Genomic DNA, 15,251 nt, shown 5'->3' on the forward strand with positions numbered 1-15,251 from the left:
GGTCGCCCTCGGCGCCGCCATGCGGAAACTCGCCCACATCTGCTTCGGTGTGTTCAAGAACCGTCGTCCCTACCAGCCCGATTACGCTTCCGCGGCTTGACGGGAAAGACGGTATCTTGGCGGTTCATTCTCTCTAAATGATGCGACGATAACGCACCCGCTGGCGGCTGAAGGCAAGCCGCCGAGCCTCAATTACTGGTGGCTGGCGGCTGAGGGCTGGCCGCTGAAGGCTGACCGCCCGATGCCGCGGTACAGCCGCTCCAGCGGCTCGGGAACAGGCTCTCGACCACCCCGGAGCGGTGCACCACGGCCATCCCCAGCACGTGCCCGCGATAGCTCGCAACCACCTGGCCATAGGCGCCGGCGGCGAGCTGCTCGGGGTGTGGCGCGAAGGTCTCGCGGCGCAGGTAACGATCGCGCTGCTCGGCGTCGAGTTCGATGCGGTGCGCGCTCGCCTCGCGCCCGAGCAGCAGCGCCCCGGCGGTGGTCGGCTTGGGCGGGCGTACATTGGTGCGATGGAAGAACAGGCCGCTGGCCTCGGGACGCGGCGCCCGCGGCGGGCAGTGATCGGCGGCGCTCAGGTGCAGACCGCGCTTGGTCTGGCGGTGCACCCGATAGCGTGCCCAGATGTCCTCGGGCAGGCCGTAGCGCGACGCCACCCCCTCAAGCCAGGGGGCGATCTCGGCCGGATCGCCGGGCGGCGTCACCGGCACATGGCCCTGACGGTTCGCCGCGACCTCGGCGGGCTTCTCCAGCACCGCGATGAAGAAACCGCCGCTGTCGTTGTGGTGCGGCCAGATACGCATGCAGCCGGCGAGCCGCGGATCGAGCGCGCGCCCCTGCCACTCGGTGAGCCCCGGCGCGCAGCGGATACCGGGCAGCGCCGCCGGCAACAGCCGCAGCCCCTCGCCCGCGGCGGCGAGTACCGCGTCGAGCACCAGCTCGTTCTCCTCCGGGGCGAAGGTACAGGTCGAGTACACCAGTCGCCCGCCGGGGCGCAGCAGCCGCACCGCCTTCTCCAGCAGCAAGCGCTGCTTGGGCGCGAGCCGCGCGGCGTTCTCCGGCCCCAGCCTGCCGAGCAGCGAGGGGGTACGCCTGAGCGTGCCCTCGCTCGAACAGGGCGCGTCGAGCAGGATGCGGTCGAACTGACCACCGCGCAGCGGCCAGTTCGAGGCATCCTTGCAGGTGGTGCTGACGTTGATCACCCCGAGCCGGTCGAGATTGCCCTGCAGCGCCTTGATGCGATCGCTGGAGATGTCGTTGGCGACCAGGGTGCCACGGTTGCCGAGGGCGAAGGCGATCTGCGCGGTCTTGCCGCCGGGGGCGGCGCACATGTCGAGCACCCGCTGTCCCGGGGCGAGATCGAGCAGCAGCGCCGGCAGCTGCGAGACCAGCTCCTGGGCGTGCGCGAGCCCCGCGCAATACCACCAGTGCTGACCGGTGCGCGCCTCGGGGGCGAGACGCAGCGCGCCGGGCAGCGCCGCCAGCGGCTCGGCCGCGACCCCCTCCTCGGCGAGCAGCGCCGCCAGCCCGGCCACCGAGATCCGTGTCGGGTTGGCCCAGATGCAGGGCGCCAGTGGACGCCCGAGGGCGGCGACGAAGGCGCCCCAGTCATCGATCAGGTCACGGTAACGGGTCAGCGCGGAGGCGGCGATCTGCGCCGGGGTACACGACGCGGCAGCGCTGCCGCGGGGGGATCGGTCGGTCATGGATCGGGTACTCGGTGACAGGAAACCCGCGCACGCCCGGCACGGACGGGGCCGCGCGGCGACACGGGACGGAGCGAAGGCGACCGATGATAGAGAAGCGCCCGCGACAAGGCCAGCCGTCAGGGAATTGAACCGCGCGGCCGCGAAAGCCGCCAAGGGTTTGGGCGCGGCGCCGCGCGCCCGCCCTACGCCCCCTTGGCCCTGCGCGGCTCGCCGCGCTGGCGCTGACGGTCGAGGCGGCACACGAAGAACTCGATCAGTCGACGATAGAGCGCATCGCCCAGCACCGCGTCCTCGACGCCGGCGTCGATGCTGGGGTTGTCGTTGACCTCGATCACCACCGGACCGCGCGACGTCTCCTTGATGTCCACGCCATAGAGCCCGTCGCCGATCGGCTCGGCCGCGCGCAGCGCCACCCGTAGCACCGCCGGGGGCACCGCCTCCAGCGCCAGGGTCTCGAACCCGCCCTCCTCACACCCGCCGTCGACCCCGTGCTTGACGATCTGCCAGTGATCCCGGCTCATGAAGTACTTGCAGGCATAGAGCGGCTCGCGCCCGAGCACGCCGATGCGCCAGTCGAAGGGGGTGTAGAGATACTCCTGAGCGAGGATCAGGTCCGAGGCGCGCAACAGCCGCGCACCGATGCGCCGCAGCGCGGCGCGATCCTCGGCCTTGAACACCCCGCGCGAGAACGACCCCTCGGGGATCTTCAGCACCACCGGATAGCCGATCTCGCGCTCGGCCTCGAGCAGCGTCTCGCGCCGCAACACCAGGGTGCGCGGACGCGGGACGCGGTGCGCGGCGAGCAGCTCGGCGAGATAGACCTTGTTGGTGCAGCGCAGGATCGAGCGTGGGTCGTCGATCACCACCAGTCCCTCGCGCTCGGCCTTCTTGGCGAAGCGGAAGGTGTGATGGGCGATGCGGGTGGTCTCGCGGATGAACAGCGCATCGTACTCGGCCAACCGGCTGTAGTCGCGCCGCCCGATCAGCTCGACGTTGACCCCCAGCGCCCGACCGGCGCGGACCAGCCGCGCCAGCGCGCCGGGGTCCGAAGGGGCGAGTTCCTCCTCCGGGTCGCGCAGCACCGCCAGGTCGTAGCGATAGGGGTGCGGGGCGCGCGGGCGGCGCCAACGGCGCGACAGGTGCGCGCCCAGCGCCGCGAGCAGCGCGGCACGGGCGGGCTCGTCGGGAAGCGACGAGGTCGGCAGGGCCTCGATCGCGCTGATCCGCCACTCGCCCTGACGGCGGAAGGTCACACGCAGGATCGGGCAGGGGAAGGTCTCGAAGATGCGCCGCCCCAGCGCGCGCAGCGCCTCGGCCTCGCAGTGGCCGAAGTAGAGCGTGAGCACATGGGTCTCGGCGCCGATCGGCGCCGCGCTGCGCCGGGCGCCGAGCAGGCGCTGTACGCGGATGTCCAGCTCCTCGGTGGCCAGGGCATAGAGCGCCCGGCTGGAGAGCTCCTGGATGGTCGCCACGCTCGGCAGGACGCGATGGCCGCGCGCCTCGGCGAGCAGCGAACAGTAGTAGCCGAGCGAGCGATAGCGGTAGCTGTCGCAGAGATTGATCACCCGCAGCCCGCGCCGCGCGGCATGCTCGCCACCGGCGAGATAGTCGCGCACGTCGACCACGGCCACCCCCGGCATCCGCCCCGCCCAGGCCGCGGGACGCTCCACCACCAGCAGGTGCTCAGCCATGATGCGCCTCCGCCACCAGCACCACCGCCTGCAGCCCGACCCGCCCGTAGCGGGCCATGCGGGTGAACTCGGCGCGCTGGATCGGCATGTCCATCGAGTCGAGCCGGGTCTCGCCGCGCTCGGCGTCGACATAGGGATCGTGGACATAGACGAAGCGCGCGTCGAACCCGGTGACCACCACCCAGTGGGGGAACTTCTCCTGATAGATGCGATAGGAGCTGATCAGCACCAGCGGCACCGCGCCGCCCTCCCAGTGACGCTCGACCGCCTCCAGGGGCAGACGCTCGTAGTGCACCGCCAGGCCCACCCGCCCGGCCTCGGCGAGCATGTCCTCATGCACCAGGCGCATCACCGCCTTCTTCTCGGGGCTGCGCACCGAGTCGATCAGCGGCACCCCGGGGTCGTTGACGTGGACGCTGACGGCGAAGCCGCGCCGATCGGCGGCCAGCGCCAGCCCCAGCGGGCCACAGCCGCCGTGTCCCGAGGTCATGAAGATGGTGGTCGATTCGCGCCACAGCCGCAGCTCCAGGGCGCGGTCGAGGACCAGTGCCGGGCGCAGCGCCCGCATCGCCATCATCAGCGAGGCCGGGCCACAGGTGAAGTCGAGGGTCTGCTCGTAGAAGGGCACCCGATCGAAGGCCGGCTTCAACCCCGGGGCCAGCGGCTTCTCGTAGCGCAGCGCCGCCATGCGGTCTTCGTAGTAATCGGCGCGCGTCGCGAAGCGACGATAGCCGGCGCCCTCGAACAACGCCTGCGAGGCGCGGTTGTCACGCCGGATCTCGAGGCGCAGATAGGCGCGATCCTGCGCCCAGGCGGCGCGCTCGGCCGCCTCGACCAGCGTCCGGCCGACGCCCTCGCCACGCGCGCCGGGGTCGACGGCGATCGAGTAGAGCCGCGCCACCGAGGTGGCGCGACTGAACAGCAGCAGCACATAGCCGACCACCCGATCGGCACGCGTCACCACCAGGGTGCGCGCCCGGGCACGGGTGAGCAGATAGCGCCATTGCCGGCGACTGATGCGGTCGCTGGTGAAACACTGGGTCTCGAGGCGGAGCAGCTCGTCGAGATCGGCGAGCGCGGCGGCACGCACGCTGGCCTCGCCGGTGGACACCGGCGGCGTGAGGGAATGGGGTTCGGGGTCGGGCACGAGTCGGAGCACGCGCAAGGGAGGAAGTGCGCTGACTTTAGCGCGTGGCCGGGGAAACGCAAGGGGCGCGACCGACGAAAGCCGCCAGACCCAGCGGAAGAACCCGGAGCAGGCCCCCGAAGAGGCGTGATATACTCAGCAGTGTTTTTTCTCCTTAGGCCCGCGCCCATCGCAGCAATGCCCGGGGTGAACCTAAGGGCACTTTTTTAAGATAGGTCCTCACTCAATCTTGAAGCACGCAGGCACTCCCCGATGGCGCGATGACGCCGGGATGCATGCCGCATGCTCATCCTCTGGCGCGATGTGGAGGCTGACCGACACGACGCCGAACATGGACGTGTCCGGTCGACTTAGTGTCCACGGCCACCACCGCGTGACTTCGCTCCCGGAACCACCCTGATGTCTACAGATGCCGACAGCGGCAGATCATCCCTCGTGAGGCAGTTCCGTCATGGTCTGCGCCGCGAACAGATTCACGATGCCCTCGCGGATGTCCGCAACGGCTGGAAGCACTACGAGTTATGGGGAACGCTCGGACTGCACGACGTCCGTCAGCGCTATCGCCGCTCCAAGCTCGGGCCGTTCTGGATCACCATCTCGATGGGCATCATGGTGCTCGCCCTGGGCCTGCTCTACGGCCAGATCTTCGGTCAGGACCTGCACGACTACCTGCCCTTCCTCGCCGCCGGCTTCGTCATCTGGGGACTGATCTCGGCGATCATCCTCGACGGCAGCGAGGCCTTCATCGCCGCCGAGGGGATGATCAAGCAGCTCAACGCGCCGCTGTCGATCTATGTCTACCGCAAGCTGTGGTCGGCGCTGATCGCCTTCGCCCACAACATCTGGGTCTTCGTCGGGGTGGCGCTGTGGTTCGGCGTGAGCTGGGATTGGAGCCTGCTGTGGGTGTTCCCGGCACTGGCGCTGCTGCTGCTCAACGGGCTGTGGATCGGGCTGTTCTTCGGGCTGCTCAGCGCCCGCTTCCGCGACGTGCCGTTGATCATCGCCAGCATGGTGCAGGTGCTGTTCTTCATCACCCCGGTGATCTGGAAGCCGGAGATGCTGCCCGGGCGCGCCCTGCTGCTGCACCTCAACCCCTTCTACCACTTGGTCGAGGTGATCCGCGCCCCGCTGCTCGGCCAGCCACCGGCGCTCACCAACTGGCTGGCGGTGCTGCTGCTCGCCGCGGTCGGCTGGGCCGTCACCCTGCTGTTCTATTCCGCCTACCGCTGGCGCATCGCCTACTGGGTCTGAGGAAGTCGTCATGGCCTCGATCGAACTGACCGACGTCTCGGTCTCCTTCCCCGTCTACAGCGCCTCCACCCGCTCGCTGAAGAACCGGCTGATGCAGAGCGCCACCGGCGGACAGATCCGCGCCGACGCCGGCGGCAATCGCATCTCGGTGGTCGAGGCGTTACAGGACATCAACCTGTCGCTGCGCGACGGCGAGCGCGTCGGTCTGGTCGGCCACAACGGCGCCGGCAAGACCACCCTGCTGCGCGTGCTCGGTGGCATCTACGAGCCCAACTGCGGCCGGGTGGCGCTGCAGGGCAGCACGGTACCGCTGTTCGACATCAGCCTGGGGATGGACCAGGAGAGCACCGGCTACGAGAACATCATGCTGCGCGGGCTCTTCCTCGGGCTCACCCGCAAGCAGATCCGCGCGCAGATGGACGAGATCGCCGAGTTCACCGAGCTCGGCGACTTCCTCAACCTGCCGATCCGCACCTATTCGGCGGGCATGCAGATGCGTCTGGCCTTCGCCATCTCGACCTCGGTCGCGCCCGACATCCTGCTGCTCGACGAGGGCATCGGAACCAGTGACGCGGCCTTCCTGCAGAAGGCCGGCGAGCGCCTGCAACGCTTCACCGAGCAGGTCTCGATCATCGTGCTCTCGTCGCACGACGACGAACTGCTCAGCAGCATGTGCGAGAAATCGGTGCTGATGGAGCACGGGCGCATCATCGCCGCCGGCCCGACGGAAGACATCCTGTCCGAGTATCGCGCCCAGTACGGTCTGTCTCGTGTCACGAGCGGTCGCTCAATCATCACACCCTGAACTGCCCGATCAGGCTCTGCAGCTCGACGGCCAGCTTGGAGAGTTCCTGGCTCGCCCCGGCGGTGTGACGCGCGCCCTGGACGGTGCGCTGCATGACCTCGCTGATCTGACTGATGTTGCGGCTGATGTCCTCGGTCACCGCGCTCTGCTGTTCCGACGAGGTCGCGATCTGGCCGTTCATGCTGTTGATCCGACCGACCGCCTCGGCGATCGACTGCAGTGATTCGCCGGCACCGCTGGCGGTGGTGACCCCCTGGTGCGCCTGCCGTTGACCGCTCTCGACCGCCTCGACCGCCTGCCGCGCGGCCAACTGCAGACGCTCGATCATGGTCTGGATCTCCTGGGTCGACTGCTGGCTGCGGCTGGCCAGGGTCCGCACCTCGGCGGCGACGACCGCAAAGCCGCGTCCCTGCTCACCGGCGCGCGCGGCCTCGATGGCGGCGTTCAACGCCAGCAGGTTGGTCTGCTCGGCGATGCCGCGAATCACGTCCAGCACCGAGCCGATCTGCTCGGTATCGCTGCCGAGACGCCGGATCACCTCGGCGGCCTCCTCGACCTCGCGCGCCAGGCGCCCCATGGCATCGACGGTCTGATTGACCACCGCCTGGCCATCGCGTGAGGCGCGATCGGCGTGCGCGGCGGCCTGCGCCGCCTCGCTGGTATTGCTCACCACCACCTGCACCGTGGTCGCCATCTGATTGGCCGCGGTGGCCACCTGATCGGTCATCGCCTCCTGCTGGGTGAGCGCGTCGGTGACCTCGGCGGTGACGGTCGAGACCTGCTCTGCGGCGGTAGCGACCTGCGCGGTGGCGCCGGCGATCCGCCCGATCAGCCCCTGGAGCTTGTCGACGAAGCGGTTGAAGGCCGCCGCCAGACGGCCGAGTTCATCGCGCCTGTCAGCGCTCAGGCGCACCGTCAGGTCGCCCTCGCCCTGGGCGATGTCTTCCAGCCGCGCGATGATCTGATACAGCGGCCTGGTGATCATGCCGGGAAACAGCACCGCCAGCAGCGTGCACAGCACCAACCCCAGCAGCAGCCCGCTCAGGCTCGACAGGGTCGAGCCCAGGGCCACCTGATCGATCCGTTCGCTGGCGTGGTCGGCGGCGACGAGCGAGCGCTCGGTCAGGGTGTCGAGCACCTCGCGCATCTCCTCGAAGCGCGTGGCGGCCGTGCCGTAACTCAAAGCCTCGGCGCCCTCCCGCCCCTCGCCCTGGCGCAACCGGATGACCCGCCGGCTCGACTCCAGCCACTGAGCGTAGAGTTGATCGAAGCCTCGCAACAGGGTCTCGATCTCCTCGGGCCGCTCGATCCCGGTCAGCCGGATCGCCGTGGCGAAGCGTCCCACCCGGGTCCTGGCCTGATCGGCGTTCTCCTCGTGCGAGGCCAGGGCCGCCGCGAACTCGGGCGTACCCGGGGCGGCGAAGAGCGCAGTCCGCTCGGCCAGCAGCGCCTGATAGAGATCGCGATCGGCCTCGATCAGGGCATCGATCCCGGGCAGGAAACCACGCGAGACGGACTGCGACTCCCGCTTGAGGGCGGCGATACCGTTGAGGGCGAGGAGCGCGTTCACCACCATGATCGCGGCGATGAGCAGGATCGGCAGGGCGAGCTTCCAGCGGAAGCTCAGGTCACGAAACCATTGCACGGAGACGCCTCCATCCTGTCCGAGTTGAAAGGGGTGAACATTCTCAACGACCGACATCGATCGCATACCTTCGGGGGCTCGGCTGACGGAGCCTGGCGCCGTCAGCCGTTCCGCAATAACGCATTGCCCCACTGGTAACTGGTGTCGCTGATCGTGATTCAACCCTCGCTCGTCGGAATCCACGCCGTCGACACGATGCCGGCACGCCGACCCGGCGGGCAGATCTTGGTGTAGCCTCGTGTTTTTGAGCGACAGGACCCTTCACCATGACCGTGATCTGCGAACTCGCCGACCTGCAACGCCTCTATCATCGCCGCGTCCCCAGGATGTTCCAGGGTTACTGCGAGTCGGGCTCCTGGACCCAGCAGACGCTCGCACTCAACCGCGCCGACTTCCAGCGCATCCTCTTTCGCCAGCGCGTGGCGCGCGATCTCGAACCGCGTACCCTGACCACCACCCTGGTCGGCCAGCCGGTGCGGATGCCCGTCGCCCTGGCCCCGGTGGGACTGCTCGGCATGCAGCACCCCGACGGCGAGGTCAAGGCCGCCCAGGCCGCCGAGGACTTCGGCGTGCCCTTCACCCTCTCGACCATGAGCATCTGCTCGATCGAGACGGTGGCGCGCCACACCACCAAGCCGTTCTGGTTCCAGCTCTACGTTCAGCGCGATCGCGATTTCACCCGCAAGCTGATCGAGCGCGCGCGCGCGGTCGGCTGCTCGGCGCTGGTGCTCACCCTCGACCTGCAGATGATCGGCAAGCGTCACGCCGATCACCGCAACGGCATGACCGCACCGCCGCGCCTGACCCTGCCCAATCTCATCGATATCGCCCGGCGTCCACGCTGGGCGCTCGGCATGCTCGCCACCCGCAACCGCGGCTTCGGCAACATCCAGGGTTGCGCCACCGGGGTCGAGGACATGCGCGACCTGATGCAATGGACCGCCGCCTCCTTCGACCCCAAGCTCGGCTGGGACGACATCAAGCGCTATCGCGAGTGGTGGGACGGGCCGCTGATCATCAAGGGGACCATGGAGGCCGAGGACGCGCGCGCCTGTGTCGCGCTCGGCGCCGATGCCGTCGTCGTCTCCAACCACGGCGGGCGTCAGCTCGACGGCGCGCGCTCCTCGATCAGCGTGCTGCCGGAGATCGTCGAGGCCGTCGGCGGGGACATCGAGGTCTGGCTCGACAGCGGCGTGCGCACCGGCCAGGACGTCATCCGCGCCCGCGCGCTCGGCGCGCGCGGGGTGATGATCGGGCGCCCGCTGGTCTACGGGCTCGGCGCCGATGGCCGCGCCGGGGTCAGCCGCATGCTCGAGATCCTCCACGAGGAGACCGAACTGACCATGGCCTTCATCGGTCATCGCGACATCGCCGAGATCACTGCCGCCGACATCGTCATGCGCGACTGAGTCGCGACGCAGATCATCGGGGCACGAGCGCGCCGAACACCGGGAGGTCGCGAAGCACGGCATTATCGACTAGCTTCAACGACACTCCTCGCCGCGACACGGAGGCGCCATGGTCGAGCCAGGAAGAACACTGAGATCGCGTGCAGCATGGCCCCTGGCGATCATGGCCGCGGCGGCCTTTTCATTCGGCACCTACTGGTACGCCCAGGTCCAGTCCGGGCGCTCCTTCTTCAACGCCATCTCCTTCCAGCAACAGAGCCAGCTCGCGCTCAAGGCCACGGTCTTCGATCGCGAGATCAGTCATCTCAAGCGGATGACCGAGTTCCTCGCCTCGGTCCCACCGGTGCCGGGGATCGCCCGGGTGCTGCTCCACGGTGGCGTCGATCCGGTCAACGGCGAGACCTTCTCGGTGTGGAAGAACCGACTCGACCAGATCTATCTCGGCTTCCTCAGGGCCGAGCCACGGGTGTTCCAGGCCCGCTTCATCGGCACCGCCAGCGACGGTCTCGAGCTGATCCGCGTCGAGCGCGACGCCAGCGGCACGCCCCGCATCCCCGCCGAGGACAGCTTTCAGCACAAGGGCGACCGCCCCTACTTCATCGAGGCCATCGCCGCCCCACCCGGCACCCTGGTGGTCTCGGAGATCGAACTCAACCGCGAACACGGCAGGCTCGAGGAGCCCCATCGACCGACGGTACGGGTCTCGACCCCGGTGGCCAACGCCCGCGGCGAGACCTTCGCCGTCGTCGTGGTCAACTACGAGTTCGGCGCCCTGCTCGACGAACTCGGTCGCAGCGACGACGCCACCCGCTACTTCCTGACCAATGGTCATGGTCACTATCTGCTCCATCCCGGCGCCGCGGCCTTCCAGCACGAATACGCCCCCGGCCCGGTCTCCGGCTGGCAGGGCGATTTCGCGTTCCTCACCCCCGCCGAGTACCCCGCCGGCTTCGAGGGCGCGCGGCTGATGCGCGCGCGAGACACCGACCGCATCTTCATCGTCGACTCGCGACGGATCTACAGCCTCGGCGACGGCAAGCCGCTGACCCTGCACGCGATCTACCCGCTCGACCAGGCACTGGGCGAGATCCGGCACAACGCCTGGTCCGACTTCCTGCTGGTCAATGCCACCGCCTATCTGCTGATCGCGGTCATCGCCTGGCTCTCCTCGCGCATGGCCGCGCTGCAGCGCGAGGCGCGCTTGCAGCTGGCGCTCAAGGAGTCGATGGAGCGGGCCCGCGACGCCGCCGAGCAGGCCAATGCCGCCAAGTCGCAGTTCCTCGCCAACATGAGTCACGAGATCCGCACCCCGCTGAACGCGGTGCTGGGGCTCGGCCATCTGCTCGGTATCGGGCCGCTCAGCGGCGAGCAACGCGACTATGTCACCAAGATCCAGTCGGCCGGCAAGGCGTTGCTCGGCATCGTCAACGATGTCCTCGACCTGTCGAAGATCGAGGCCGGCGAGCTGGTGCTCGAGCAGATCCCCTTCAGCGTCGGCAACCTCTGTCGGGAGTCGCTGCGCATCGTCTCCGAGCAGGCCACGGAGAAGGGGCTGACCGTGGACCTCAACATCGCCACCGACGTCCCCGACATCCTCGTCGGCGACGCCACCCGGCTGCGCCAGATGCTGCTCAACCTGCTGACCAACGCGGTGAAGTTCACCGCCAGTGGTGGCATCACGCTGCGCGCGACCGCCAGCCGACACGACCACCGGATCCTGCTCCGCCTGGAGGTCGAGGACAGCGGCATCGGCATCCCGGCGGCGGCCCAGGAGCGGCTGTTCGCCCCCTTCGTCCAGGCCGATGAGTCCACCACCCGCCGCTTCGGCGGCAGCGGACTGGGGCTGGCGATCGTCCGTCAGACCGTCGAGCAGATGGATGGACGCGTGTCACTGGAGAGCACCGAGGGCGTGGGCAGCACCTTCCGCATCGAACTCCCGCTCGACCTGCCCGACACCGACCAATTGGCGGTCTTCGAGAGCGGGATACGCCGCCTGGAGGTGGTGGTCGCGGAGGACGACGCCGACCAGCGCGAGGCGCTGATCGCCATGGCCACCTCGCTCGGCTGGAACGCCGACGGGGTGGCCGACGGCGAGGCGTTGATCGACCATGTGCTCGGGCGCGACGCCTCACAACAGCCGGTCGACTGTCTGGTGGTCGACTGGCGGATGCCCGGACTCGACGGCCTCACCGCCCTCGATCGGCTACGCACCCACATCGGCACCGACCAACTTCCCGCCGCCATCCTGATCACCGCCCAGGACACCGAAGCGCTCGAGGCCGAGCCCAACGCCGACCTGCCCGACAGCATCATGGTCAAGCCGGTCGACAGCTCGACGCTCTTCAACCAGGTCAACTCCGCGGTGGTCAAGCGCCCCGGCCACCAGGACCGGGTGCTGGAGGGGACCTGTCTCGACGCCAACCACATCCAGTGGCTGCCGGGCACCCGGGTGCTGCTGGTCGACGACAGCGTGCTCAATCTCGATGTCGCGCGCCGTATCCTCGAGCGTCAGGGCGCCGAGGTGCGAACCTGCACCAATGGTCAGGAGGTGCTCGAGCTGCTCGACCAGCCGGAGCAAGGCTTCGACGCGGTGCTGCTCGACGTGCAGATGCCGATCATGGACGGTATCGCCACGGTCCGGGCGATCCGCAACCAGTTGTGCCTGGAGCAACTGCCGGTCATCGCGCTGACCGCCGGGGCACTCTCCAGCGAGCGCCAGCGCGCGCTCGCCGCGGGGATGAACGACTATCTCACCAAGCCCTTCGAGCCCGACCAGATGGTGCGCACCCTGCGCCGTCACATCGAACTGGCGCGCGGCGCCGCGCTGCCGGTCACCCAGTACGCCGGTGAGACCGCACCGGCGACGCACTGGCCGGCCATCCCGGGGCTGCGAATGCGCGAGGTCGAGACCAGACTCGATGGCGACTGGGCGCTGTTCCGGTCGACCTGTCGCAGCTTGCTCAGGGAGTTTGCCGATCTCCGCGCAGCCCCCGCACCGGCCAGCGACGCGCCGACCAGACAGGCGTTCGCCGACCGGCTGCACAAGCTCGCCGGCAACGCCGGACTGATCGGCGCCGAGGCGCTGCAACAACAGGCCCGGTCGGTCGAGCTCCAGCTCAGGCAAGCAGACCCAGCACCGCTCGTCGCTCCTCTCGACGAACTCGCCCGGACCCTTCGAGATCTCGAGACCCGCCTCCACCCTTATGTGGAAGAAGACGCGCGCGCGACGAGGCCGGGGACGAACGCCCCCGATCCGGGGGCTGCTGTCGATGAAGAGGCGCTGACACAACTGCGCGATGACCTTGCCGCCCACCGACTCACCGCGGTGGCCACCTTCGAGACGCTCGCCCCCGGGCTCGAGGCGACGCTCGCGAGCGCCGACTTCGCCGCCCTGGACGCGGCGATCCGGGCACTGCACTTCGATCAGGCGCTCGACATCATCGAGTCATCGCGCGCCTCGCCCGGCACCTGAACGCCCATGCCCCGCGCCGAGACCTGGCGGCACGAGGCAGGTGACGTCCCTGGACCAGGACACGACACGAGGCCGCAGCGTGAAGACCATCCTGATCGTCGACGATGCACCGGAGAACATCCTGGTGATCGGCAAGCGCCTGATGCAGGGCTTCGAGGTGCTCGCCGCGACCTCCGGCGAGGAGGCACTGCAGCTCGCCCACGCCCAGCGTCCGGCACTGATCCTGCTCGACGTGAAGATGCCGGGCATGGACGGCTACGAGGTCCTCGCGCGACTGAAACAGGATGCCGCCACCCAGGCCATCCCGGTGATCTTCGTCACCGCCGCCAACACCGCCGAGAGCGAGACCGATGCCCTGCGCAGCGGCGCGGCCGACTTCATCCACAAGCCGGTCAACCTCGACGTGCTCGAATCACGCATCGCCCTGCAGCTCGCGCTCAAGGAGCAGGAGCAGGCGCTGCTCGCACTCAACGAGTCACTCGAACGCAAGGTCGCCGAACGCACCGGCGAGCTGCAACGGGCCAAGGAGTCAGCCGAGGCGGCCAACAGCGCCAAGAGCAACTTCCTGCACAACATGTCGCACGAGATGCGCACCCCGGTGCACCAGATCGTCGGTCTGCTGCAGCTCATCCAGACCCAGCCCGACAATCCCAAGTGCAACGCCTGGATCGATCAGGTGGTCGACTCGGCACATCGCCTGACCGGCATGTTCGATGCGGTCCTGCGCGTCACCGAACTCGACTCGCGAATGCTCGCCACCCACCCCGAACCGCTCGACCCGGCGACACTGGTCGAGGAGGTCGTCGCACCGCTGCGAACGCGGATCGGCGCCAAGGGACTAAGCGTCGAGACCCGGGTGGCGGCACTGAACGAGCCCGTGAGCGGGGATGCCGAGTGGATCCGTCACGCCCTGCACTGCTATCTCGACAATGCCATCAAGTTCACCGAACACGGCAGCATCGAGATCGCCATGCAGATCGAGGAGCGCAGTGACGAGGCCCTGAGGGTCTGCTTCACCGTCACCGACACCGGGGTCGGCTTCGGCCCCGAGGTGAGAGCACGTCTGTTCAACCTGTTCGAGCAGGCCGACAACTCGATGAGCCGGCGCCACGAAGGCTCGGGGCTCGGCCTGGTGACCGTCAAGAAGATCGCCGAGCGACTCGGCGGCGGCGCCGGCTGCAGCAGCGAGCCGGGTCGAGGCAGCACCTTCTGGTTCGCCGTGCGGCTCGGACGCGGACAGCCTGTGCCCGGCCCGGCCGGTCACGGGCTCCAAGGCGGTTAGCGCGCCTCGAAGGTGAACATCCCGGCCTGTGCGCTCGGCGCGGCGCCGCGGCGATAATCGACAACGACCTCGACCGCCTCGAACCCGGCCTCGCGCAGCGCCAGCTCGAACTCCAGTATCCCCCAGAAGCGCAGCGCGAACAGGTCGATCTCGGTGGCGACCAGTGCGCCGTCGCGCCACAGCTCGTAGCGGAGCTGGGAGCAGGTCGTCTGGCGCACGGGATCGGTCTCCACCCGTTGCTCGGTCAGGGTGAGCAGGTCCGCGCCATCGCGCCAGTGGCGCGCCGCGCCGGGCGGCGCGGTCAGCGCCGAGAGTGGTTCGAGATCGAGGATCAGCCGCCCACCCGGACGCAGCGCGGCACGGAAGCGGCGCAGCACGGCACGCGCCCGACCGGGATCGGTGATCAGCTGGAAGGAGCCGGCGGGGACGATGATCGCCGCGAACGCGAGGGCTGAGGAGAAGTCCTCGAAGCCCTGCCGTTCGAGCGGTGCCGACAAACCGCGCGTCGCGCACGCCTCGCGACAGTGCGCGAGCATCTCCGCCGAGGTGTCGACGCCACGGACGTCGAGCCCGCGCTCCAGCAGCGGGATCAGCACCCGACCATTGCCGACGGCCGGCTCGAGGACTGGCCCCGGGCACTCGGCCAGGCGCTCGGCATAGTATTCGATGTCACCGAAGGAACGCCCGATGGGCTTGTCGAGGTGATAGACCCGGGCGGCCAATGGCCCGTAACGGTTGGTGTCGACCATGAGGCAGTCGTCGCTCCTGCGCGCGGCGGCACGCATGGCCGCCGGGGATGAACGAACAACGGGACGCCCGCGGCGCGGGCGTCCCGTG

Annotated in this window: 10 protein-coding genes; 5 read left to right on the forward strand and 5 right to left on the reverse strand. The window is 69.0% G+C overall.

The annotated features are described in order from the left end of the window. Positions 1 to 188: 188 nt before the first annotated feature. The 3 genes from EBL85_RS14995 to EBL85_RS15005 all read right to left on the reverse strand — a co-directional run bounded on the left by EBL85_RS14995 (position 189) and on the right by EBL85_RS15005 (position 4,550). The gene (locus EBL85_RS14995; protein WP_123143322.1) at positions 189 to 1,709 is read right to left on the reverse strand and encodes an RsmB/NOP family class I SAM-dependent RNA methyltransferase; all 1,521 of its coding nucleotides are present in this window, start codon (positions 1,707 to 1,709) and stop codon (positions 189 to 191) included. A gap of 185 nt (positions 1,710 to 1,894) precedes the next feature. Further along, entirely contained in the window at positions 1,895 to 3,403 is a 1,509-nt protein-coding gene (locus EBL85_RS15000) for a RimK family protein (RefSeq protein WP_123138948.1), read from the reverse strand. After that, the gene (locus EBL85_RS15005; RefSeq protein ID WP_223806165.1) at positions 3,396 to 4,550 is read right to left on the reverse strand and encodes a GNAT family N-acetyltransferase/peptidase C39 family protein; all 1,155 of its coding nucleotides are present in this window, start codon (positions 4,548 to 4,550) and stop codon (positions 3,396 to 3,398) included. Before EBL85_RS15005 ends, EBL85_RS15000 begins: the two co-directional genes overlap by 8 nt. Positions 4,551 to 4,985: 435 nt before the next feature. Here EBL85_RS15005 and EBL85_RS15010 point away from each other — a divergent pair, with 435 nt between their 5' ends. Both EBL85_RS15010 and EBL85_RS15015 read left to right on the forward strand, forming a co-directional pair. Beyond that, positions 4,986 to 5,801, forward strand: a complete 816-nt coding sequence (locus EBL85_RS15010; RefSeq protein WP_223806166.1) for an ABC transporter permease — start codon at positions 4,986 to 4,988, stop codon at positions 5,799 to 5,801. A gap of 10 nt (positions 5,802 to 5,811) precedes the next feature. Beyond that, complete coding sequence (locus EBL85_RS15015; RefSeq protein WP_062271624.1) at positions 5,812 to 6,606, forward strand: ABC transporter ATP-binding protein; 795 nt, start codon at positions 5,812 to 5,814, stop codon at positions 6,604 to 6,606. On the opposite strand, the gene EBL85_RS15020 is transcribed toward EBL85_RS15015, so the two are convergent. Then, entirely contained in the window at positions 6,596 to 8,251 is a 1,656-nt protein-coding gene (locus tag EBL85_RS15020) for a methyl-accepting chemotaxis protein (RefSeq protein WP_165913410.1), read from the reverse strand. The two genes, EBL85_RS15015 and EBL85_RS15020, sit on opposite strands and share 11 nt — an antisense overlap. A gap of 266 nt (positions 8,252 to 8,517) precedes the next feature. Here EBL85_RS15020 and EBL85_RS15025 point away from each other — a divergent pair, with 266 nt between their 5' ends. From EBL85_RS15025 to EBL85_RS15035, 3 genes are all read left to right on the forward strand, one after another. Continuing rightward, entirely contained in the window at positions 8,518 to 9,660 is a 1,143-nt protein-coding gene (locus EBL85_RS15025) for an alpha-hydroxy acid oxidase (protein ID WP_123143324.1), read from the forward strand. Positions 9,661 to 9,769: 109 nt separating this feature from the next. Further along, complete coding sequence (locus EBL85_RS15030; RefSeq protein WP_123143325.1) at positions 9,770 to 13,132, forward strand: response regulator; 3,363 nt, start codon at positions 9,770 to 9,772, stop codon at positions 13,130 to 13,132. 79 nt (positions 13,133 to 13,211) lie between these two features. Further along, positions 13,212 to 14,414: a hybrid sensor histidine kinase/response regulator gene (locus EBL85_RS15035; RefSeq protein ID WP_123143326.1), complete on the forward strand. Its 1,203-nt coding sequence runs from the start codon at positions 13,212 to 13,214 to the stop codon at positions 14,412 to 14,414. Here the strand turns inward: EBL85_RS15035 and EBL85_RS15040 are convergent. Then, positions 14,411 to 15,251 (reverse strand): bifunctional 2-polyprenyl-6-hydroxyphenol methylase/3-demethylubiquinol 3-O-methyltransferase UbiG (locus EBL85_RS15040; RefSeq protein ID WP_223806167.1); only part of this gene is annotated, 841 nt, incomplete at its 5' end. The genes EBL85_RS15035 and EBL85_RS15040 overlap by 4 nt on opposite strands.

Origin of the sequence: Marichromatium sp. AB32 (genome assembly GCF_003718675.1) — a bacterium.
Lineage (GTDB): Bacteria > Pseudomonadota > Gammaproteobacteria > Chromatiales > Chromatiaceae > Marichromatium > Marichromatium gracile.

Bases quoted from the DNA above. Each gene is read 5' to 3' on its own strand.
- EBL85_RS14995 (WP_123143322.1), bottom strand. From the start codon at position 1,709: ATGACCGACCGATCCCCCCGCGGCAGCGCTGCCGCGTCGTGTACCCCG.
- EBL85_RS15025 (WP_123143324.1), top strand. From the start codon at position 8,518: ATGACCGTGATCTGCGAACTCGCCGACCTGCAACGCCTCTATCATCGC.
- EBL85_RS15000 (WP_123138948.1), bottom strand. From the start codon at position 3,403: ATGGCTGAGCACCTGCTGGTGGTGGAGCGTCCCGCGGCCTGGGCGGGG.
- EBL85_RS15030 (WP_123143325.1), top strand. From the start codon at position 9,770: ATGGTCGAGCCAGGAAGAACACTGAGATCGCGTGCAGCATGGCCCCTG.
- EBL85_RS15015 (WP_062271624.1), top strand. From the start codon at position 5,812: ATGGCCTCGATCGAACTGACCGACGTCTCGGTCTCCTTCCCCGTCTAC.